This is a genomic window from Roseibium sp. FZY0029, from assembly GCF_036350355.1.
Taxonomy (GTDB): domain Bacteria; phylum Pseudomonadota; class Alphaproteobacteria; order Rhizobiales; family Stappiaceae; genus Roseibium.
Map to the genome: position 1 here is coordinate 45,293 of NZ_JAZDVZ010000013.1, position 21,759 is coordinate 67,051.

The window sequence follows — 21,759 nt, forward strand, 5'->3', positions numbered from 1 at the left end:
CATGAAACGCTTTGCAATCGGCCTTGCCTGTGCCGCCTTCTTGGTTGCCGCAGCTGCAGCCGCCCAGGAAAATATCGCCACCATGCGCCCGACGACGCCGCTGGCTGAAAACGGGACGCCCGCCCCCATGCCTAAGCCGGTGAACTCCGACATTCGCCAGGTGCGGAATTACCCCGAACAACCACCTTTGATCCCACACACGATCGAGGGCTATCAGATCGACAAGAACTCCAACAAGTGCCTGAGCTGTCATGCCCGCACAGCCGTTGAAGTCAGCCAGGCCCCGATGGTGTCGATCACGCATTTCATGAACCGGGACAACCAGTTCCTGGCGTCCGTCACGCCCCGCCGGTACTTCTGCAATCAGTGCCACGTGCCGCAGACCGACGCCCGGCCACTGGTCGAAAACGACTTCGTCGATGTCGATGAAGTTCTCGAATATGTGAAATCAAAAGAGGGAGCCAAATGATGCTGGCCTTCCTCAAAAGGCTCTGGACCACCATCCGCCGCCCGAGTGTGCACTACAGCCTTGGCTTTCTGACCCTTGGCGGCTTCATCATGGGTATCATATTCTGGGGTGGTTTCAACACCGCGCTGGAACTGACCAATACCGAGAAGTTTTGCACGGGCTGTCACGAAATGCGTGACAACGTTTTTGCCGAGCTGAAAACGACGATCCATTATTCCAACCGCTCAGGCGTGAGAGCCACCTGCCCGGATTGTCACGTTCCCCACGAATGGACCGACAAGATCGCCCGCAAAATGCAGGCCTCGAAGGAGGTCTGGGGCAAGATCTTCGGGACAATCAATACGCGGGAAAAGTTTCTCGAGCACCGGCTTGAACTGGCCCAGCACGAATGGGCCCGGCTCAAAGCCAACAATTCGCTGGAATGCCGTAACTGCCATTCCGCCGATTCCATGGACATCACCCGCCAGAGCGGAAGAGCCTCGGAAGCGCACCAGCGGTTCCTGTTCACCGGTGAAAAAACCTGCATCGATTGCCACAAGGGCATCGCGCACCGGCTGCCGGACATGTCCCAGTCGGCATGGCACGGAGAAAAACCTGAAAAAATGCTGAAGGAAGCCACCGCCTTTCTGGCAACGCGGCAAGATTGAATTCTGTGATGCGGATGGAGACGCAATAGTCAACTGAAGGATTCCGTCCAATTCGGTCATTCGACCACCTTGCAGCGAACGTCCGCTAAAGACCTTTGTTCGCTGTACAACGAACGGTGGCTTTGCCCACGTCGCCGAAATTCTGCAAACGTACCAAATAGGAGCGCATTGCAGCCATTGATGACGCCCGCCAGTTTCAGACCAGAAGCTGTTGCGTCTCGTCCACCAGAATGAGTTGGCAATCCCGTCAATAATACTCCGATCACTTTTCATATCGAGCCACCCAGTTGGTCAAACTGCAGATCGGAAGGGCCTGTCGCAACTTTTCCCTCCAGACAGATTTCTGCCTTTTGAGGAAAGTTGCGACATACCCGGCCGTTGTGAAGGTAGTGTCAACGCGCAAGAGAAGCTTTCACGGCCTCGCGATCCCAGGTGTCGGCGGTCACGCCGTCTTCGCGCAGCAGATGCTTTTGCACTTTGCCTGATGCCGTCTTCGGCAGGTTTTCCAGAACGCGCAAGTAACGTGGCACCATGAAGCGTGGCAACGTGGCCGAAAGCCTTGCAATAACGGATTCCGCGTCGATCCGTTGTCCGCTGGCAGGCGACACTACGATCAGCACCTCATCCTCGGTGAACTCGGAAGGCACCGCCACGGCGGCGCATTCGCGGATCTCCGGCAGGTTGAGGACTTCGCTCTCCAGCGCGAACGACGAGATGTTCTCGCCGCGCCTCCGGATGACGTCCTTGAGCCTGTCGACAAAGTAGTAGGTCCCGTCCTCGTCTCTCCGGAAGCTGTCGCCGGTGTGGAACCAGCCGTTGCGCATGGCCTCGACCGTTGCCGCGGGATTGTTGTGGTAGCCGGCCATCAGCGCCCAGGGACGGTGTGAACGAATGATCAGCTCACCCACCTGGCCGTCACCCAGCGGCAGGTCGTTTTCATCGACTATCCTGAGCTCGCACCAGGGGCGCGGCTTGCCGGCAATCCCCTTGGATTTGATGTTGGGCCCTGCGTGCAGAGGACTTGCGATCTCGGTCATGTTGTAGATGGTCCAGGCTTCAACACCAAAACGTTCGGCAAAAAGAGGGCCATCCTCACCGAAGGGCGTTATGAAGGCACGGCGCAACGAATGATTGCGGTCGTCCGGTTGGGCCGGGGCTTTGACCAGAAAGGCGGCCATGACGCCAAGAAGAAGGCAGTAGGTCGATCCGGTCTCGCGAATGGCCTGCCAGAACGTGTCCGTCTTGAACTCGCGCATCATGCCGATTGAAAGGCCGCGCGCCAGCATAGCGTTCACATAAAGCGTCGAACCGCAGTGAAAGATCGGGCCGCAAATCATGCAACGGTCATCGGCCTCGACGCAGTCGAAGGCGTCCGGTCCCATGGTGTAGTGCTGGGCATAGGTGCTCATCACACCCTTGGCGTTGCCCGTGGTGCCCGATGTATACATGATCGCATGAAGGTCCCAGGGTTCGATCGGCTGCGTGAGATCCAGCGCGTCCGCGTCTTCGACCTGCGGATCAATCAGCGGCTGGACGTCGTAGCCATCAATTGCAGCAGGTTCGCCCTCGACCACCAGCACGGTCTCAACCTTGCCAGGCTGCACCTCCGCCAACCGCTCGAGCCGCGCGGCTTGAGCGATCAGGACGGGCGCATCGGCATCGCTGAGGATGTGTTCAAGCATGTGCCCGCGCGCGCCGGTGTTGATCGGCACATAGACCGCGCCGAGGTAGTTGATCGCGAACCAGGTGCAAAGAAGGTCGGGGCTGTTGCCCATCAGACAAAGCACATGATCGCTTCGTTTGACACCCGCCTGGGCCAGCGCGCTCGCCCGCAGGCGCACCTTGCGATGCAGTTCGCCATAGGTCCACGTCGGCCCTGGCCAGAATTGAACGAAGGGGGCGTCAGGCTGAGTTTGTGCATAGCTATCAATAACATAGCGCAGAACTGAACGCCTTCGGTCCAGTGCAGGATCGACCGACCGAACGATTTCAGGGGCCTTGCCCGCAGGCGTATGGGCCATCTTGTCCTCCTCAAGAAAAGTCAAAATCAGGACGCGCGCAGGCTTTTGTCCTCTCACATTTCATATTGCACTGTTGCGCCTCAGTGTGCAACATACTTAGTAGTATGTCGCTCTACCGCAGCGCAATAACGGGAGGAATGACCGCAATGCCGGGTGCTGAGGTTAAGGTTGAAGGCGCAATTGCAACCGTCCGATTCGATCGTGGCGGACAAGCCAATGCGCTGGATCATGCGATGATCGATGCGCTGGAGACGGTAGCCAGGGAGCTATCGCTCAATCCCGACGTTTCGGTGATCGTGCTGGCCGGGACGCCGAAAATCTTCGCTGCGGGCGTTGATCTGAAGGATGCACGGCTGTGGAACCCACAGGGCCAGGCCGTCTCCCGCCATCTATCGATGAACGCGGGCGTGCGCATGAGCACGGCCTGGCGGCGGCTGCCGCAGATCGTCATCGCCGCGCTTGAGGGACCGGCGATCGGCGGTGGCGCGATCCTTGCCCTTTGCGCCGACTTCCGCGTCATGGCCGAGGATGCCTATCTGCGTTTTCCGGAAATCCGACTCGGTATGACACTCGGCTGGGGCGGGCTGCCGCTGCTGACCGAACGCGTCGGCGCGGGTCGCGCCAAAAGGATATTGTGCTGCGACGAAACGATCGGGGCCGACGAAGCACTGACGCTCGGCCTCGCCGACCGCAAGGCTGCCGCAGGCGCGGCGCTTGACGAGGCACAGACATGGGCGAACGAAATTGCGGAAATACCGCCGATGTCGCTGCGCATGACCAAATCCACCATTGACGCCCATGCCCGTCGGAATTGGGCCGAAGGCACCGAGGGCGACCAGTTTCTACTGGCCAAGCTGCTTTCTGAAGGCGGTGCAGGATGATCACTGGCCGGGCGTGAGTTCGTCCGGCTTTTTCATGCACCTCAGCGGTGCAAAACGGGAGGAAAATTGAATGACTTTAATAAGAAAGGCTATTCTGACGTCGGCCTTTTCTGTCGCCCTCGTGGCGGGAGCGCAGGCCGAGCCATATCGGATCGGCGTTCTGACCGACATGTCGGGTATGAATTACGACCTTTCCGGCAAGGGTTCGGAAGTCGCTGCGCAAATGGCTGTCGAGGACTTCGGCGGCACGCTTCTGGGCGAAAAGATTGAAGTCATCGTAGGCGACCACCAGAACAAGCCGGATGTCGGCTCAACCCTGGCGCGACGCTGGATCGATGAGCAGAATGTGATCGCAATCGCTGACGTACCGACATCCTCGGTGGCGCTCGCCGTTCAGGAAATTACCCGCCAAAGCGATACAGCGCTGCTGATCTCGACTGCAGGTTCTTCAGCCCTTACCGGCGCTTCCTGTTCGCCATCGACGGCCCAGTGGACCTGGGACACCTATGCGCTTGCCAACGGAACCGGCCGCGCAATGACGCTCGAAGGCGACAAGAAGTGGTTTTTCCTGACCGTAGATTACACCTTCGGCCACGCGCTCGAGGCCGACACGGCAGCGGCTGTCGAAGCCGCCGGCGGCACTGTTGTCGGCCAGGTCATGCATCCACGGGAGACTTCCGATTTCTCGTCTTACCTGCTGCAGGCTCAGGCCTCTGGCGCAGATGTGATCGCGCTTGCGAATTCCTCGGGTGATACGATGACCGCTCTGAAACAGGCGGAAGAATTCGGCATCACGGCTGGCGGGCAGAATATCGCCGGCATGCTGCTTTTCCTGACCGACGTCAATGGCGTCGGCCTCGACATCGCGCAGAACCTGACGCTGACGACCGCATTCTACTGGGACATGAACGACGAAACTCGCGCCTGGTCTAAACGTTTTGGCGAGCGGATGGACGGCAAGATGCCGACAATGGTGCATGCCGGCGTCTATTCGGCTGTCATGAACTATCTCAAGGCGGCCGAGGCAACGGGGCAGGTAGAGAGCGGTTCGCGGGTCATGGAAACCATGCGCGGCATGGATATCGACGACTTCTTCAACCGCAACGCCTCCTTGCGCAAGGATGGCCGCGTCGTTCACGACATGTACCTCGTTCAGGTAAAGACGCCCGAGGAATCCGCGGGTCCGTGGGACTACTACAAGGTCCTGCGCACGATTCCCGGTGCCGAGGCGTTCCGGCCGCTCGACAAGAGCGATTGTCCGCTGATCAACGGGTGAAGGCGACATCATGACGATGGCTACCGTTTCGGTGAACGCCACGCTGAAGAGCACCCGTGCCGCACTGTCGGCGCGGGGACTCAGCAAGTCCTTCGGAAATTTCCAGGCTGTGAAGGATGTCGACATCGACATTCATCAGGGCCGAATCCATGCGCTGATCGGTCCAAACGGCGCAGGCAAAAGTACGGTATTCAACCTGCTTACCAAGTTCCTGCAGCCAAGCGCGGGGACAATCATGTTTGGCGAGACAGACATAACCCGGTTGGCACCGGCCCATGTGGCGCGGCTCGGCGTAGCACGGTCGTTCCAGATTTCAGCCACATTCGGCGACATGTCGCTGGTGGATAATGTCTGCGTGGCGCTGCAAAGGCCGAACGGGCTTGCCGTGCAGTTCTGGCGGTCGCTCGCCAGCCTGTCGCGGTTGAGGCCCCGCGCGATGGAGTTGCTCGCTCGCGTCGGCCTTGCCGACATGGCCGATAAAAGGGCAGCGGACCTTTCCTACGGCCGCAAACGCGCTCTGGAAATTGCCACCACGCTGGCGCTCGACCCGAGAGTGCTCCTTCTTGACGAACCGCTGGCGGGCATGGGCCAGGAGGACGTGGAAACCATGGCCAGGCTCATTTCCGATGTCGCCCGCGACTGCGCTGTCCTGATGGTGGAACACAATATCAAGGTTGTTGCCAATATTGGCGATGACATCACCGTGCTGCAGCGCGGCGAGATCCTCACACAGGGAAGCTACGACGAGGTCAGCGCCGATCCGCGCGTGCGGGAAGCCTATATGGGGACCGAGGACGATGAATGATACTTGCGTGACGACGCGCGAGGCTCGCGGGTCTCAGCAACTGAAAGTGCGCGGCCTGGAAGCCTGGTACGGAGAGAGCCAGGCGCTCTATGGCGTCGATCTTGACGTCTATCCCGGCGAAACCGTCACCCTGCTCGGTCGCAACGGCGTCGGCAAGACCACGACGTTGCGAAGCCTGATGGGTATTGTGCGCAAGCGGACCGGCACGGTCGAATTCGATCAACAGTCGATTTTGCGATTGCCGCTGCATCGGGTCGCGCGTACCGGCATCGGCTTCGTGCCCGAGGAACGCGGGATCTTTGCCTCGCTGAACGTGGAAGAGAATCTGATGCTGCCACCGCTGGTGGCCCGCAACGGCAAGGAAATGTCGCTCGAAGAGATCTACACGCTGTTTCCAAACCTGTTGGAACGACGTTACAGCCCCGGCACCAAGCTTTCGGGGGGTGAACAGCAGATGCTTGCTATTGCGCGCATCTTGCGTACCGGCGTCAGCTTGATCCTCCTCGATGAACCGACCGAAGGTCTGGCCCCGGTGATCGTTAACAGGATCGGTGAGATGCTGAAGGCACTCAAGGCGCACGGCCTCAGCGTCCTTTTGGTCGAACAGAATTTTCGCTTCGCCGCCAGGATTGCGGATCACTTCTACGTCATGGACCAAGGCGAGATGATTGACAGCTTTGCAGTCGCCGAACTGCCCGGCAGGCGCGAGGCGCTGAACAAGGCCCTGGGAGTCTGACATGACAATGATTTTTGGCGTGCCGCTTGTGGTGCTGACCGGGCAGGTGATGATCGGCCTGATCAACGGATCGTTTTACGCGCTGTTGTCGCTCGGCCTGGCGGTGATATTCGGGCTGTTGCGCGTGGTGAACTTCGCCCATGGGGCCTTCTATATGTTCGGAGCCTTCGTTGCGTGGATGCTTGGCCAATATCTGGGACTGGGTTACTGGGGGTCGCTGCTGATTGCACCTGTCATCGTTGGCCTTGCCGGCGCCCTGGTCGAGCGCACTATGTTGCGCCGTCTCTATGATCTCGACCACCTCTACGGCCTGCTCTTCACTTTCGGTCTCGCGCTGCTTCTGGAGGGGGCGTTCCAGCATTTTTACGGCGCGTCCGGCAAACCCTTTTCGACGCCGGTCGAAATGCGGGGCGTCGTGCGCACCGATTTCGCGACAGTGCCCGTATATCGAGGCTGGGTTGTCGTCGCCTCTCTGCTGATATGCTTCGGCACTTGGGCGCTGATCGAAAAGACCAAGATCGGGTCCTACCTGCGCGCTGCGACGGAAGATTCCATCCTCGTGCAGGCATTCGGGGTCAATGTGCCGCTCCTGTTGACCCTGACTTATGCCTTCGGCTGCGGGCTTGCGGGCATTGCCGGGGTCCTTGCTGCTCCGATCTTTCAGGTGAGCCCGACGATGGGCTCCAACATGATCATTATCATCTTCGCAGTGGTCGTTGTCGGCGGAATGGGATCGATTCTCGGCGCCATAGCCACGGGCTATCTGCTGGGGCTCGTCGAGGGTCTGACCAAGGTGTTTTACCCCGAGGCAGCGAACATTGCGATCTTCGTCATCATGGCGATCGTTCTGCTGTTACGCCCCGCAGGTCTCTTCGGAAAGGAGAACTGAGATGATCGAAGCCGAAGAATTCGAAACGGTAGTCGACACCACCCGTCCGCACCGGCTTCAACAGCTCGTCATGCTGGCGCTCATCGCCCTTCTGATACTGCTTCCGCTCTGGGTTTATCCGGTTTTGCTGATGAAGCTGATGTGCTTCGCTCTTTTCGCTTCGGCATTCAACCTGTTGCTTGGCTATGGCGGCCTCCTTTCCTTTGGCCATGCTGCTTTTTTCGGCGGTTCCGCGTATGTCACAGCTCATGCGCTGAAGGTCTGGGAGGTGAACCCCGAGTTTGCCATTCTTGCAGGGGTCGCCGCCGCGCTTGTGCTGGGCCTGATCATGGGGCTGCTGGCGGTGCGCCGGCAGGGAATCTATTTTGCGATGATCACCCTCGCGCTTGCGCAGATGTTCTACTTCTTCTGCCTGCAAGCTCCTTTCACCCATGGCGAAGACGGGATTCAGGGTTTCTCGCGTGGGCGTCTTTTCGGATTGATCGATCTCGCCGACAGCAACGTGCTTTACTACGTCATCGCCGTCGTCTTCGTTGCCAGCATCTTTGCGATCAGGCGGATCGTATATTCGCCCTACGGTATGGTCTTGCAGGCCATCCGCGAGAATGAACAAAGGGCAGTCTCGCTTGGCTACTCGGTGCAACGCTACAAGCTTGGCGCTTTTGTGATGTCGGCTGGCTTTGCTGGGCTTGCTGGCGGACTCAAGGCAATTCTGTTCCAGTTCGCCACGTTGACGGACGTGAATTGGCACATGTCGGGCGAGGTGATCCTGATGACGCTTCTCGGCGGGATCGGCAGCATTGCGGGGCCGATCGTCGGTGCGGGGCTGGTTGTCACCCTTCAGAACTATTTTGCCACAACCGGGTTTCCCGTAACCACGGCGCTTGGCGCAACTTTCATTGTCTGCGTTCTGCTGTTCCGCCGCGGAATCGTGGGCGAACTTCGCCACCGTTTCGCTGCCAGGAGCAAACAATGAGCATCGCAGTGTCCAGGCAGGCGTTCAACGTGCTGCCAGATTGGGTCGACTACAACGGCCACATGGGCGATTTCGCTTATGGCATCGCCTTTTCCCGGTCGGTCACTGCTCTGATGGACGAAATCGGCCTCGACGAGTCCTATCGCACCGAAAATGAAGCCACGCTCTACACGCTTGAGATGCGGATCGGTTATCAGCGAGAGTGCCATGAGGGCGACACCTTCACGGTCGGCACGCGGGTTCTGGCGGTCGATGTCAAACGGATGCACCTCTATCAGGAGATGCTGGACGAGAGCGGAGAGCGGCTGGCGTGGTGCGAGCAAGTGCTGCTCCATGTTGCCCGCACGTCCGGCCAGCCGAAGGCCGCGCCTTTTCCTCCGATTGTCGCCGCACGCCTCGAGGCGTTGCAAATGGCACAGCGGGACCAACCTTACCCGGACTGGCTCAATCGGCGCACCGGCATCGGTTGAGTTTGAGGTTCCAGGCTCGCCCGTCCGGCCTCTTCAGCGCATGCCGGGCAGACCTTAAAGCCAATGAAAAAACGGCCACCGTTCACGCTGACCGTTTCACTGTTTTTGCTCAGAGAACTTCGAAAAGTCCTGCCGCTCCCATGCCGCCGCCAACACACATGGTGACGACAACGTAGCGCGCCCCACGCCGCTTACCTTCGATCAGGGCATGGCCGACCATGCGTGCGCCCGACATACCATAGGGATGGCCAATCGAGATTGCGCCACCATTCACGTTCATCAGCTCCTCCGGAATGCCAAGCTGGTCGCGCACGGGGATGACCTGGGCGGCGAAGGCTTCGTTCAATTCCCAAAGGCCGATATCATCGACGCTCATTCCGTGGGTGGCTAGAAGCTTTGTGATCGCGGAAATCGGGCCGATCCCCATCTCCTCCGGCGAAACGCCGGTCACGGCAATGCCGCGATAAAGACCGAGCGGCGAGACCCCGCGGCGTTCCGCCTGGCTGCGTTCCATCAGAACTGCGGCGGACGCGCCATCAGACAATTGCGAGGCATTGCCGGCGGTCACAAACTCGCCCTCCGCCACCTGCTGGCCATCCTTGAATACCGGGGCAAGGCTGGCGAGACCGTCCAGAGTTGTGCCGGGGCGGTTTCCCTCGTCGCGCTCGAGGGTCACTTCCCGCATTGTGGTTTCACCAGTCTCTCGGTCGGTGACCTGCATGACCGTGCTGAGCGGCACGATCTCCTTGTCGAACCTGCCGGCCACTTGGGCAGCGGCGGTGCGATGTTGCGACTGCAGGGCGTAGGCATCCTGGGCTTCGCGGCTCACACCATTGCGGCGCGCGACGATCTCCGCAGTCTCCACCATCGACATATAGGTTGCGGGAAGCCGCTCGGTAATCCATGGATCCTGCCAGTTACGGGTGTTCATCTCGCGCGTCTGAACCAGCGAAATCTGCTCGACACCGCCGCCGATCGTCACAGCCATCCCGTCGGATATGATCTGCTTGGCAGCGATCGCGATCGCCATCAGGCCTGAAGCACATTGCCGGTCTACGCTTTGTCCGGGAACGGTCACGGGAAGGCCGGCACGCAGAAGACCCGTGCGAGCGATGTTCATATGCGTGGTGCCCTGCTGGAGGGCGGCCCCGACGACCACATCCTCGATCTCTGCGGGGTCGACACCCGCGCGGCTGACGGCGTGCTCGATAGCGTGGCCGATCAAGCGGGGTGCGGTGGTGGCATTGAAGGCACCACGATAGGCTTTTCCAATTGGCGTACGAGCGGTCGAAACGATGACGGCTTCCCTCATGACAGGGGCTCCTTGTTATCGGTGGCAAGATCACGGAACAGCGCCTCGGCGCACGCCCGCAATTCAGGTGTGAGCGAGATCGGACGGCGAGCTGCTCGGCTCACATAAACGTGGACAACATGCCCCCGCGCGGCGCATGTGCCGCCCGTGCGGTCAAAAAGACCAAAGCCCCAGGACAGGCTGCTTCGCCCGATGGCCTCGACGCGAACACCGATGGTGAGCCTTGCGGGAAAGGTGATCTCGTGAAAGTACTGAGCGCCGTTCTGCACTACCAGCCCGATTGGCCCCTCGGCATCGGCCGAGAGATCAAGCGCGCCATGCTCAAGCAGCGCCATATTCATCGCAGTGTCGAAATAGGAGAGGTAGGCCACGTTGTTCACATGGCCATAAATGTCGCAATCGTTCCATTGTGGCGCCGTATCGTAGTGCCAGGCATAGGCGCTGCTCGGAAGCGGCGCGAGACGTTCGCTCATCGCCTCAGTCCTCCTTCGCCAATGCCGCACGGGCATTTGCGATGATCCGATCAACGTGATCGAGACCAGCCATCACTTCGATTTGCCCGTCAAGGCTGGCGATCTCCTCGAAACGGTTTCCGACGGTTTCAGGCGTGAACTCCTGTCCCGCGAAGCACACGCCCTGGCTCTCGACCAGCGCGAGACGCGCTACGGTGCCCGCACCTGCGAGCAACGCGGTGCGAGAGGGGGCGTCACGGCTTACCAGCCAGACCGCGGCGGGCGATACCAATTCGGGCGACAGAAGCTCCAGCATTGACGGATCCATCATATCGCCGGTCATGCGCGTTGCCGCGGTAGGCAAAATCGCGTTGACGTGGATACCGTATTTTGCGCCTTCGAGATGGAGCACGTTCATCAGCCCGAGAACGCCCATCTTGGCGGCGCCATAATTGGACTGGCCGAAATTGCCATAGCTGCCAGACGTCGAGGAGGTGACGAGGACGCGGCCGTATTTCTGTTCGCGCATCTGTGCCCAGACCGCCTTCGTCGCGATCGTCGTGCCCATCAGATGCACCTCGACCACGCGCCGAAAATCCTCGATTTCCATCTTTGCGAAGGACTTGTCGCGAAGAATGCCCGCATTGTTGATCAGCACATCGATACGACCAAAGGCCGAAAGTGCCTCGTCCACCATCTGTGTCATATCGGCTTCTGAGGCGACATCGCCGGCATTGGCGATGGCGCGTCCACCCGCCGCGGTGATCTCCCGCACGACGGCTTCGCTCGCCTCTGTGGTGCCGCCGCTACCGTCGCGCCCGCCGCCGAAATCGTTCACCACGACGGCAGCGCCGTGCTTGGCAAGAGTGAGAGCATGTGAATAGCCCAGACCACCTCCCGCACCGGTGACGATCGCCACCTGATCTTTGAATGAAACCGTCATGTCATCTCCATCAAATCGGCTGTCTTGATAATTCCGGTGTAGTCTGTAGCCGCGTCGCGCCGTCATTCCGTTTCTTGGTCCCCAACCACCGTCAGGACCAGCCAACTGGCTGCCAGAGCGGGCCGCTCCGTCCCTTCGATTTCAACGCGCGCGTCGTAGCAGCGCAGAACGCCCCCCGCCTTGGGGGTTTCATTCTCCAGTGTGAAGCTGCCGCGCACGCGCGCACCCACAGGAACAGGGTTGAGAAAGCGCAGCTTGTCGAAACCGTAGTTGACTTCCACCGCCCCTGCTTCCACCGGCGGCAGGGCGCTGCGGGTGAAGGCGGTCAGCATCGATAGCAGGTAGAAACCGTGCACGATCGTACCGCCGTAGCTGGTCTCTGCCTGCGCCCGCTCAGGGTCAACATGAATGAACTGATGGTCGTCAATCGCGTCAGCAAACCGGTCGACCATCGGCTGATCGACGGTTTTCCACTCGGAAACAAAGGGGGCGTGTGCTTCGTTCAACTTGGGCGCTCCTTGTACGCGGATGACTTTCTTGTTGCAACATACTCAGTAGTATGCAAACTCGAAACTGTCCAGACCGTATGCGTGACATCAAGTTTGTTGTTCGCTTTCGATATCGGCTTTATTGCTGGAAGGATGGACCTTAAGAAACTGACCGCAGGGGGCAAACGGTGGCCAAAAACGAAATGCACCGCGAATGGGCGCTGAAAACCCGAGGTCAGGAAGAGTCTGGCTATCTTGTCGAGAGCGTGGTCGAAATCCTGGATTGCGCCGCGCTCTGCTTCACCGAAATGGGGTTTCAGGGCACCAGCATTGATGATGTTGCTCGCCGCCTTGGCGCAACCAAGGGACGCATCTACCATTACTTCCGCTCCAAGACCGACCTTTTCTTTGAGGTGCACCGCGAAGGAATGAGACGGTTGATGGACGCGGTGAGCGAAGCGATGTCACCCGATGGGTCCGGTCGCGAAAAGCTTATGCGCATGCTGGAGGCGCATGCTCTGACGATGATGCAGAACATCGCTTACGAAGCAGTCGTGGTGCAGGGCGTGCACATGCACCGCCTCGGCGCGACCACCCCCGAACAACGCGCTAGTCTCGATGAACTGATGAGTATCAGGCAAAAGTTCGAACTGCTTTTCGTCGATGCATTTCGCCAAGGCCAGGCCGATGGCAGCATCCGTCCGGACACCGACGTTTCGTTGGCCGTCAAAGGCATGCTCGGCGCAGTAAACTGGATGACGATCTGGTATCGCCCGCGATCCGGCGAAAGCCTTGAACAGCAACGCGCAATGGCGCGCCGCATGGCCGAGTTGCAGATTGGCGGGATTGCCGGATGAAACCCAAGCCGTCCAGCCTTTCGGCGTCGCGCCCGCTATCCCTTACGCGTTGAGTTTCGGAAGCTGGCCTTGGCGCGACAACCGACCTTCGAGGACACCATGAATAGATTTGCATTCAATACCGCCAAATCGATCCGGTTCGGGGTCGACATGATCGATGATCTGGCGACGCTCGTACACACGCAGATCGGCAAACGCATCATGCTTGTCACAGATCCTGGCATGATGGCGACGGGGATTGTTGACCGGGCGGTTGGCATGCTGCGCGAAGGCGGCATCGCCGTGGAACTGTTCGCCGACGTCCAGGCGGATCCGCCCGAGCAAGTAGTGCTTTCAGCGGTCATTGCGGCTCGGTCGGTTGACGCGCAAGGTATTGTCGGTCTTGGTGGCGGGTCATCGCTGGATGTTGCCAAGCTGGTTGCCCTCCTGGTTCCCGGTGAGGAATCGCTTGCAGATGTCTATGGCGTCGACAAGGTGCGAGGTCGGCGTCTGCCGCTCATCTTGGTGCCGACGACCGCCGGAACCGGCTCTGAAGTCACGCCGATATCGATCGTCACCACTGGCGAGAACCAGAAGATGGGCGTGGTCTCGCCTGAGCTTCTTCCCGATATCGCCCTGTTAGATCCGGCTCTGACCTATGGCCTCCCGCCACACATAACTGCGGCAACGGGTATCGACGCCATGGTTCATGCGATCGAGGCCTTCGCCTCGGCCAGCCCCAATAACAACCCTCTGTCCCGCATGCTGGCGACGCAGGCCCTGACGCTGATGGGACGGTCCCTTTTGAAGGCAGTTGAAGACGGGTCGGACACGGCAGCGCGCTCCGACATGCTTCTGGGATCGATGCTGGCCGGACAGGCCTTCGCCAATTCGCCGGTCGCTGCGGTGCACGCGCTGGCCTATCCGCTCGGCGGGCACTTCCACATACCGCATGGCCTCTCGAACGCGTTGGTTCTACCGCATGTTCTACGTTTCAATATTGTCACCTCACCCGGCCCTTATGCAGAGCTCGCGCCTTACGCTTTTCCGGAGCTATCGGCTTTGGAGGGGCAGGAACGAGCCGCGGCCTTCTGCGAGAAGCTTGAGGAGCTGTCGCGCGCCTGCGGTCTGCAACCCAATTTAAGAGCGATGAATATTCCTCAAGACATGCTTCCGAAACTTGCATCCGATGCGATGAACCAGACCCGGCTTCTGGTCAACAACCCGCGTCCGGTATCCGTGGAGGATGTGCTTTCGATCTATCGCGCAGCTTTCTGAGCCGGCAGCAGCGCCTGTGGCTCGACGGGTTCACGCGGACGTGTGGTAAGAGGGGCGGATCGCAACCTTCGCCGACGAACAGATTTCTCGCGCTATGGGAGCGACTTTCTGGCTTCGTCAACTTTTTCAATCCCGAAGAGCGTCGCAAGCAGATCGTTCTGTTCGCGGACGCTCTACTGACGCGGCAAAGTCGAAGCCTTTCCTGAGCCACAGCATGGCTTCAAAGCCGGCGATGGATCTTCTGGCTGAATTGAAGGATGGGAGCCCGCCGACCGTTTACATATTCTTCTTCACCCTGAAATGAACACTCTCGATGCCTTGTTGCAAATGCTTGGTCACATAGTGCACCGGGTTCGGAGCAAGTAGGCCCTGCCCCCTCGGTGGCCGAAGGGAAAGTGTTGGACCCATCGGTGCCGATTTTGCCCGGTGACAGCAGCCGGGCATCCTTCAACATTTTTCGAAAGAACCGCTTGGCCGCATTCAGATCGCGCTTCGCGTGAGCAGGACATCGACCGGATTTCCATGCTTATCTATCGCCCGATACAGATAGCGCCATTGGCCCTTGATGCGCACCGACCCGCAATGCGGCTTGCGGAAACGCCGCAACCGTCTCTCCATCAGAGGAGCTTAGGTCAAAACCCGTCTAACGATGGTGTTGTGGTACACATCAAACCTGCGTTCTAGGAACATTTCCTGCAGCTCCCGAGACCTCAACGGATAGTGTAAGTACCGGGATACCGCCTGAATTATCGGCCTGGCTTCGAACTGTCTGTCTTTGAAATCATTCTTCGACTGGCGCTTCAACTTTCCGGCGATGGCAGTGAGAAACACGCCGCGAAGCTACAATCACAGGAGCCGACCAAACTCTATCCGAAAGCATTCAGGCCGCTGCTTTTCGTTTGCTCGCAAAAAGTATGAGATTCAGTAATCCGGACCTGGTCAATACTCCCTTGAAATTCCCATTTTCCGTTACCGGCAAAAATTCTCGTTCAGTTTGAACTAGCAACGTGATGGCCTCTCCAAGCGGCACACCACTGTCGAGAGCGAAATCTGGCCTGCGCAGTATGTCTGTTGCTCGAACTTGTAATGATAGCAGGCGCGGTCTCGTCAGCTTTTCCATTTCCGACAGCACATCCTTGTGCCAGATAAACCCGAGAAACTTCCCTTGAATATCTGTGACCGCGAGAACAGCGTGATCCGACAATCGAAACCGTCGGACAATCTCTCGTAATCCAGATTTGGCGGAAACGACCGGGATATCGCTTGAGGCGGCATCACCACACGCTTGGCCTTCAAAAGTATGATGGAGCATCTCTTCCTCTGCAGCCACCAGGAGCCGCGCAAGGTCGACAGCACCCAGGTTTGTGGTCTGATGAAACTTTGTCAGCAGTTCTGTGAGTTCGTCTTTATCGAGACCAAGTCGCTGGGGTGGCGTTGGCGCCACTTGTGAAAGGGTTGTCCTGAAGGGGTACCGGCGGCCGGAAAACTTGTGAAACAAAACACCGGCCGCAGCCAGGGCAAGGGTCATCAGCGAAATATTCAAGCAAATTCCGAGAATGCCGTTATCGTAAACAAGGTCTGGTGAAAGCCCCATTAGCAAGGCTACGGCTCCGCCGGGAGGGTGTAGTGCCCTGCCAAGCAACATTGCGGCGAACGCGAGCGTAACCGCAAAAACTGGAGCCACTTGGGGACTTGCCAGCGTTACGGCAATCACGCCGCAAATCGCTGCAAGTGTGTTTCCTAACACTGCCGACCAAGGTTGTGCCAACGGGCTATTGGGAACGGCAAAAACGAGCACAGCCGTCGCACCAAGTGGCGCGACGAGAAACAAGCTTGGTAATCCGAGCTTGCTTGTTAGTCCAGCCAGCAAGGCGCAGGAGAAGATTCCTAGAAAGCCTCCGAGCGTGGCCATCAGCAGTTCACTTCGTTCCGGAAACGGCATGGATGGCAAGCAAGCCAACCACCACACCGGTCTGTCGTCTGAATTCATTCGAATCGCCAAAAATCAGTGCAATTGATTAAGTGTTAGGCGATTTAGCATCGTTTTGATTGGGATTTGAAACTCTATATGTGCGGCTTTGGAGAACTCTTTTCCGGTAACTTGGTTTCGATAGGCGTGGTAATGCCGAATTTTCGGGCAATTCACATCATACATGCGATGTCACCTTAACTTGAATTCGGATGGATGGGGGACTTCTGCCTCGAGGATTGATCTCAGCTCATGGCTCCGGCCGCAGCGTTCCACTCTGCGATCGCCTGGATACGGTGAACGCGGTTTTGGAATGCGGAGCGTTGTGAGCGGGGTGGGACGAAGAGGTTACGGACAGCGGAGAAGACAGAGACGAAGCGCTGAAGGCCTCCCGGTGATCGGAAGCCTTGCATCATCCGCTCTCGCTTTCGCGGCGGCACATGAGAATTCTCGGCTCGGTTGTTCAGACCCTTGTGAGATCGGTGTTCGACGTGTGGCATGACCTGTCGCCGGGCTGCTCCATAGGAGCGCAACTTGTCCGTAATCATCCTCTTCGGTGCGATGCCCTGCTTCCTCAGAAGTCGGGTCAGCAATCGCCTGGCAGCCTTGGTGTTGCGGCGCGTCTGGACGATTTCGTCAAGCACATACCCGTCCTGATCGACGGCCCGCCATAGCCAGCGTTTTCTGCCAGCAATGGTGATGACCACCTCGTCCAGATGCCACACATCGTTCCCGCCGGGTGTCTTGCGGCGAAGGCGACGCGCATAATCGGGGCCGAACTTCTTTCCCCAGCGGCGGATCGTTTCATAGGAGACGGCTGCCCCGCTCCAGGAGCAATTCCTCTACAAGGCGCAGGCTCAGCGGAAACCGAAAGTAGAGCCAAACTGCGTGGGCGATGCTCAGTGTTCTGTGGGCATTTGCCCTCCGCCTTCAGCTCGGAAATGGCCACGCCATAGGCGGGAGCCTTATCAGTATTGATCGCATAGGGCTTTTCCCAGTCTTTCAGCCCCCTTAAGGCTTTGCCCAGGAACCGCTTCGCCGCCCTGGTGTTGCGGGTGGCCGAGAGATAGAAAACGATGGTGTTGCCGAACTTGTCCACGGCCCGGTAGAGATAGGTCCATTTTCCGCGGACTTTGATGTAGGTTTCATCGATCCGCCAACTTCCGAAACCGGCTGGCGCCATTGCCAGCGCAACCGTTTTTCCATTTCTGGCGCATAGGTCTGCACCCACCGGTAGAGCGTGGCATGATCAACCCGCACACCGCGCTCGGCCATCATCTGTTCAAGATCCCGGTAACTGATCCCGTAACGGCAATACCAACGAACCGCCCACAATACGACTTCGCCTGTGAAATGACGGCCCTTGAATGCATTCATGAAATCAACAACCTGCTCTGCAAAAGCCGCTTCTCACACCAAGGACAAAAATTTGCAACAGAGCCCCTTTACTTGCTTCTGGCTCTGCGTTCCTGCGTCCGAGGCGACGTTCTGGCGATGCGGTTTTCCCCGCAGACCAGGTCGACCCGGACGCATTTTCAAGTACCGATCAAGCCGCTTCCAAGGCTTGGATCATCCGCGTCAAGCCATGTCCAGCGGGGCGGTTGCCTCGGCGTCGGTCTCCGGCAGATCCGGCGAGATCTTGAACTCCCGCAGTTTGTAGACCGTACCAGGCCGCGCACGGGGCGCATCGGCGCCTTCCTTCATGCGTCGCTTGAACGAGTGGATAGGTGTCGCCCTGTCGTCGATGCGGACTTCGACAACGGACGGACCGTCATGTGCGAAGGCTTCGTCGAGCGCCGCACCAATTTCGTCCGGAGTCTCGACATAGATCCCCTTCAGTCCCAACGCGGTCGCAGCCCCCGCGAAGCCTGGCTTGACGCTTTGGGTTTCAAGCAGGGCGGACTGTACGTTCTTGAAGAAAATCTCCTGCCAAAGCTGGATCCAGCCGAGGCGGCCGTTATTGATCACCACGTTGACAACGCGCTGATTGAACTGTGCCTGTGTCGCAAGCTCGCCCACCGTGTAGGAGAAAGCACCGTCGCCGGCTACGGTCACGATCCGCACGTCCGGCCGCGTCGCGGCTGCGCCGATGGCACCTGGCACCGAATAGCCCAGACCGCCTTGACCACGTGCGAACAAGAACTGACGCCCCGGTTTGCGCGCAGGGATATAGCCGGAAATCCAACCCGCTGAGAAGGAGGCATCCGAGACGACGATGTCGTCCTCACCCAGGCGTTTGGCGATCTCGTCCATGATCACCGGTGGCTGGACCGGGATCTGTTTGGAGGCAATCTCGGCAGCCTTCATCGCTTCGCCTTCGGCTTTCACCTCGGCAATTCGCGCCATCCACTGCGGCCGGTCCACCGGCTCGCCCAGAGCCGCATCGAGCGCGCTGACAACCTCGCGCACGTCGCCCATCAGCGGAACGGTCGGGCGGAACGTGCGGCCATGCTCCATCGGGTCGCTGTCGATGGTGATCGTCGCCTGCTCGGGTTTCGGCAGGGTCCAGTTCATACCCGTGTTCTGACTGACCTTTGAGCCACACCAGACGATGAGATCGGCCTCCTGGATCAGTTCGATGGCCGACCAGGACCCCAGCGGGTTCAGCACGCCAGCAGCATAGGGTTCGGTCTCGGCCACTGCCCCCTTTCCGGATAGGGATGTGACGACCAGACCGCCGAATTTCTTGGCAAAGGCGGATATTTCTGCGGTCGCGCTCGAACCGTGGACACCGCCGCCGCACACCAGGGCCGGGCGCTTGGCACGCCGGATCAACGCCGCCGCTTTGGCGATATCCGCTGACGGCGCATTGAAGCGCACGAACGGCGCTTTGCAGGCGCGGTCATCGACCACAATCTTGACACGGTCTTCGTCCCACTCGGCATCGAAGATGTCATGCGGAATAATCAATGCAACTGGCCCGGGCCGTGGACCGGTTGCCGTACGATAGGCAGTGCGGATGAGTTCCGGCAAGGCGGTGACCGACGGAACAAGCCACGCATCCTTTGTACAGGTCTTGAAAAAGGCAAGCTGGTCAAAGCCCTGGCTTGCAATCCCCTTTTCCTTCAGCGACAGCCAGTCCAGCGGAAGTTCGCCAATGATGCCGATCATCGGGATTGAGGCGTTCAGCGCTTCAAGAAATCCTGCTGGAAGCAGGTTCGCTCCGGGTCCCACCGTCACGTCGCAGACGCCAGGCTTGCCTGTCAGCCGCGCATAGGCATCGGCAGCATATGCCGCGTTGCGTTCGTCCCGCATCAGCACGTGGCGGATCCGGTCTGTTCTGCGGGAGATGCCGTCATGCAGCGCCGTCGTCTGTCCGCCCGGCATCCCGAAGACGAGATCCGTTCCGTATTGCGCGAGCATCTCTGCAACCAAGTCGCCGATATGGGCCATCTTCCATCTTCCTTTTCATTCTGTTTGGAGGGGCCGTGCTCAAAGGGAGCACGGCCCTTGGGAGGAACCGGATCAGAGATCGTCCGGCTTTGCTTTTCCGCTGGCCCAGGCGTTGAGCAGTGCGTCATAGCTCACGGTCAGGCCCTGCGGTTTCTCGTTTTCCAGCTTGCGCTGCGGCGCCAGCCAGTCTGGATTCGCCTCGGCCTTTGCGAACCAGTCCTCGGCCGAGGTTTCCGGGTTCAGCTTCGGTCCGCACCGGTCCATTACGCTGGCGCGCTCAAGCCGTTCCATCACGCGGTCCTGCTGGGTCGCGAGATTGTCGAGCGCGGTCTGCACGCTGTTCTCGCCCGACAGAGCGGTCGAGATGTTCTGCCACCACAGCTGCGACAGCTTTGGGTAGTCGGGAACGTTGGTGCCTGTGGGCGTCCACATCACGCGAGCCGGCGAACGGTAGAACTCCACCAGGCCACCCAGCTTCGGTGCGCGCTCGGTGAAGCTCTCGTGCCGGATCGTGCTGTCGCGAACGAAGGTCAGACCGACATGCGATTTCTTCACGTCGACGGTCTTGGAGGTGACGAACTGGGCGTAGAGCCAGGCCGCCTTGGCACGGTCGATCGGCGTCTGTTTCAGGAGCAGCCAGGAGCCGGCATCCTGATATCCGAGCTTCATGCCTTCCTTCCAGTAGGCACCGCGCGGGGACGGCGCAACACGCCACTTGGGATTGCCGTCGTCATCGACCACCGGTATGCCCGGCTTGGCGTAATCGGCGGTGAAGGCCGTGTACCAGAAGGCCTGCTGGGCAATGTTCCCCAGCGTCGGCACCGAGGCATATTCGTAGAAGGTCATGCCCTGAGCTTCGGCAGGCGCGTAGTCTTTCAACCATTCGATCGACTTGCTGAGCGCATAGACAGCGGCAGGGCCGTTTATGTCGCCGCCGCGCGTGATCGACGAACCGACCGGATGGCAATCCTCCACGCGGATGCCCCATTCATCGACAGGCTTGCCGTTGGGCAGACCCCGGTCGCCACTGCCGGCCATCGAGAACCACGCATCGGTATATCGCCAGCCAAGCGAGGGGTCCTTCTTGCCGTAATCCATGTGACCATAGATCGGCTCGCCGTCCACTTCCTTGACGTCGTTGGTGAAGAAGTCGGCGATATCCTCATAAGCCGACCAGTTGACCGGAACGCCTAGCGGATAGCCGTATTTCTCTTCGAACCGCGCCATCAGGTCGGGATTGGTGAACAGGTCTTGACGGAACCAGTAGAGGTTGGCGAATTGCTGGTCCGGCAGCATGTAGATCTTGCCATCCGGCGCAGTGGTGAAGCTGAGCCCCATGAAATCGTCAAGATCGAGCGTCGGCGAAGTAACGTCGGCGCCGTCACCCTCCATGAAATCGGTCAACGGCAACACGGCGCCATACCGATAATGGGTGCCGATCAGGTCGCTGTCGTTGATATAACCGTCATAGATGTTCTGACCGGATTGCAACTGGGTCTGCAATTTCTCGATCACGTCACCTTCTTGCAGCAGATCGTGGTTCACCTTGATGCCGGTGATCTCTTCGAACGCCTTCGTCAGAACCTGCGATTCATAGGTGTGGGTCGGGATGTTTTCGGAAACCACGTTGATTTCCATCCCGCGAAACGGCTCTGCCGCCTGCGTGAACCATGCCAGTTCAGACTTCTGTTGGCTCTGATCGAGCGTCGAGGGCTGGAATTCCTCCGTAATCCAGTGCTCGGCGGCGGCCTGGTAATCCTGTGCCTGAACCGCTCCGGCGAAGAACGCCGTTCCGGTCAATAACGCGGCACTCAGGCCCATCAGGCCCCTTCCGCGCTTCATTGAAAATCTTCGCATTTTTGCACTCCTCCTGTGTTGACCGGCTGAGTCTCCTCCCGGCCGGCGGTTAAAAAACGTG

General features: G+C 59.2%; 19 protein-coding genes and 3 pseudogenes. 11 read left to right on the forward strand and 11 right to left on the reverse strand.

What is annotated here, in order from left to right; all coding sequences use genetic code 11:
* Nucleotide 1 precedes the first annotated feature (1 nt).
* On the forward strand, nucleotides 2-469 hold the full coding sequence (locus V1T76_RS27580; RefSeq protein ID WP_330563883.1) for a nitrate reductase cytochrome c-type subunit: 468 nt from the start codon (nucleotides 2-4) through the stop codon (nucleotides 467-469).
* Nucleotides 469-1,116: a cytochrome c3 family protein gene (locus tag V1T76_RS27585; protein ID WP_031269311.1), complete on the forward strand. Its 648-nt coding sequence runs from the start codon at nucleotides 469-471 to the stop codon at nucleotides 1,114-1,116. The genes V1T76_RS27580 and V1T76_RS27585 overlap by 1 nt, the downstream gene beginning before the upstream one ends.
* A 392-nt stretch (nucleotides 1,117-1,508) precedes the next feature.
* On the opposite strand, the gene V1T76_RS27590 is transcribed toward V1T76_RS27585, so the two are convergent.
* The gene (locus V1T76_RS27590) at nucleotides 1,509-3,137 is read right to left on the reverse strand and encodes an AMP-binding protein (RefSeq protein ID WP_330563884.1); all 1,629 of its coding nucleotides are present in this window, start codon (nucleotides 3,135-3,137) and stop codon (nucleotides 1,509-1,511) included.
* Between the two features lie 137 nt (nucleotides 3,138-3,274).
* Here V1T76_RS27590 and V1T76_RS27595 point away from each other — a divergent pair, with 137 nt between their 5' ends.
* From V1T76_RS27595 to V1T76_RS27625, 7 genes are all read left to right on the forward strand, one after another.
* Nucleotides 3,275-4,018 (forward strand): enoyl-CoA hydratase/isomerase family protein, encoded by a 744-nt coding sequence (locus tag V1T76_RS27595; RefSeq protein WP_330563885.1) that lies wholly within the window; start codon nucleotides 3,275-3,277, stop codon nucleotides 4,016-4,018.
* Between the two features lie 70 nt (nucleotides 4,019-4,088).
* Complete coding sequence (locus V1T76_RS27600; protein ID WP_330563886.1) at nucleotides 4,089-5,294, forward strand: ABC transporter substrate-binding protein; 1,206 nt, start codon at nucleotides 4,089-4,091, stop codon at nucleotides 5,292-5,294.
* 10 nt (nucleotides 5,295-5,304) lie between these two features.
* Nucleotides 5,305-6,099 (forward strand): ABC transporter ATP-binding protein, encoded by a 795-nt coding sequence (locus V1T76_RS27605; RefSeq protein ID WP_330563887.1) that lies wholly within the window; start codon nucleotides 5,305-5,307, stop codon nucleotides 6,097-6,099.
* Nucleotides 6,092-6,835 (forward strand): ABC transporter ATP-binding protein, encoded by a 744-nt coding sequence (locus V1T76_RS27610; protein ID WP_330563888.1) that lies wholly within the window; start codon nucleotides 6,092-6,094, stop codon nucleotides 6,833-6,835. The genes V1T76_RS27605 and V1T76_RS27610 overlap by 8 nt, the downstream gene beginning before the upstream one ends.
* 1 nt (nucleotide 6,836) lies before the next feature.
* On the forward strand, nucleotides 6,837-7,724 hold the full coding sequence (locus tag V1T76_RS27615) for a branched-chain amino acid ABC transporter permease (RefSeq protein WP_330563889.1): 888 nt from the start codon (nucleotides 6,837-6,839) through the stop codon (nucleotides 7,722-7,724).
* Nucleotide 7,725: 1 nt separating this feature from the next.
* Entirely contained in the window at nucleotides 7,726-8,700 is a 975-nt protein-coding gene (locus V1T76_RS27620) for a branched-chain amino acid ABC transporter permease (RefSeq protein WP_442970192.1), read from the forward strand.
* Nucleotides 8,697-9,170 carry a thioesterase family protein gene (locus tag V1T76_RS27625; RefSeq protein ID WP_330563890.1) on the forward strand — a complete coding sequence of 158 codons (474 nt, stop codon included), beginning with the start codon at nucleotides 8,697-8,699 and terminating at the stop codon, nucleotides 9,168-9,170. The genes V1T76_RS27620 and V1T76_RS27625 overlap by 4 nt, the downstream gene beginning before the upstream one ends.
* A 109-nt stretch (nucleotides 9,171-9,279) precedes the next feature.
* Here the strand turns inward: V1T76_RS27625 and V1T76_RS27630 are convergent, their stop codons facing one another.
* From V1T76_RS27630 to V1T76_RS27645, 4 genes are all read right to left on the reverse strand, one after another.
* Nucleotides 9,280-10,482, reverse strand: a complete 1,203-nt coding sequence (locus V1T76_RS27630; RefSeq protein WP_330563891.1) for an acetyl-CoA C-acyltransferase — start codon at nucleotides 10,480-10,482, stop codon at nucleotides 9,280-9,282.
* The gene (locus tag V1T76_RS27635; protein ID WP_330563892.1) at nucleotides 10,479-10,955 is read right to left on the reverse strand and encodes an acyl-CoA thioesterase; all 477 of its coding nucleotides are present in this window, start codon (nucleotides 10,953-10,955) and stop codon (nucleotides 10,479-10,481) included. The genes V1T76_RS27630 and V1T76_RS27635 overlap by 4 nt, the downstream gene beginning before the upstream one ends.
* A 4-nt stretch (nucleotides 10,956-10,959) precedes the next feature.
* The gene (locus tag V1T76_RS27640; RefSeq protein ID WP_330563893.1) at nucleotides 10,960-11,877 is read right to left on the reverse strand and encodes an SDR family NAD(P)-dependent oxidoreductase; all 918 of its coding nucleotides are present in this window, start codon (nucleotides 11,875-11,877) and stop codon (nucleotides 10,960-10,962) included.
* 62 nt (nucleotides 11,878-11,939) lie between these two features.
* Nucleotides 11,940-12,383, reverse strand: coding sequence for a MaoC family dehydratase (locus V1T76_RS27645; RefSeq protein WP_330563894.1), 444 nt, complete (start codon nucleotides 12,381-12,383; stop codon nucleotides 11,940-11,942).
* A 170-nt stretch (nucleotides 12,384-12,553) separates the two neighbouring features.
* Here V1T76_RS27645 and V1T76_RS27650 point away from each other — a divergent pair, with 170 nt between their 5' ends.
* On the forward strand, nucleotides 12,554-13,222 hold the full coding sequence (locus tag V1T76_RS27650; protein WP_330563895.1) for a TetR/AcrR family transcriptional regulator: 669 nt from the start codon (nucleotides 12,554-12,556) through the stop codon (nucleotides 13,220-13,222).
* 99 nt (nucleotides 13,223-13,321) lie between these two features.
* Nucleotides 13,322-14,479 (forward strand): iron-containing alcohol dehydrogenase, encoded by a 1,158-nt coding sequence (locus V1T76_RS27655; protein ID WP_330563896.1) that lies wholly within the window; start codon nucleotides 13,322-13,324, stop codon nucleotides 14,477-14,479.
* Nucleotides 14,480-14,571: 92 nt separating this feature from the next.
* On the opposite strand, the pseudogene V1T76_RS27660 reads toward V1T76_RS27655, so the two are convergent.
* From V1T76_RS27660 to V1T76_RS27685, 6 genes and pseudogenes are all read right to left on the reverse strand, one after another.
* Nucleotides 14,572-15,310: pseudogene (locus tag V1T76_RS27660) on the reverse strand (IS6 family transposase).
* 49 nt (nucleotides 15,311-15,359) lie between these two features.
* Nucleotides 15,360-16,469, reverse strand: coding sequence for an HPP family protein (locus V1T76_RS27665; protein WP_330563897.1), 1,110 nt, complete (start codon nucleotides 16,467-16,469; stop codon nucleotides 15,360-15,362).
* 224 nt (nucleotides 16,470-16,693) lie between these two features.
* A pseudogene (locus V1T76_RS27670) lies at nucleotides 16,694-17,351 on the reverse strand (IS6 family transposase).
* Nucleotides 17,341-17,825, reverse strand: a pseudogene (locus V1T76_RS27675) (IS6 family transposase); the annotation flags it as partial. The pseudogenes V1T76_RS27670 and V1T76_RS27675, both read right to left, overlap by 11 nt.
* Nucleotides 17,826-18,026: 201 nt before the next feature.
* Nucleotides 18,027-19,841, reverse strand: a complete 1,815-nt coding sequence (locus V1T76_RS27680; RefSeq protein WP_330563898.1) for a thiamine pyrophosphate-binding protein — start codon at nucleotides 19,839-19,841, stop codon at nucleotides 18,027-18,029.
* A 72-nt stretch (nucleotides 19,842-19,913) separates the two neighbouring features.
* Nucleotides 19,914-21,698 carry an ABC transporter substrate-binding protein gene (locus tag V1T76_RS27685; RefSeq protein ID WP_442970193.1) on the reverse strand — a complete coding sequence of 595 codons (1,785 nt, stop codon included), beginning with the start codon at nucleotides 21,696-21,698 and terminating at the stop codon, nucleotides 19,914-19,916.
* Between the last annotated feature and the right edge of the window lie 61 nt (nucleotides 21,699-21,759).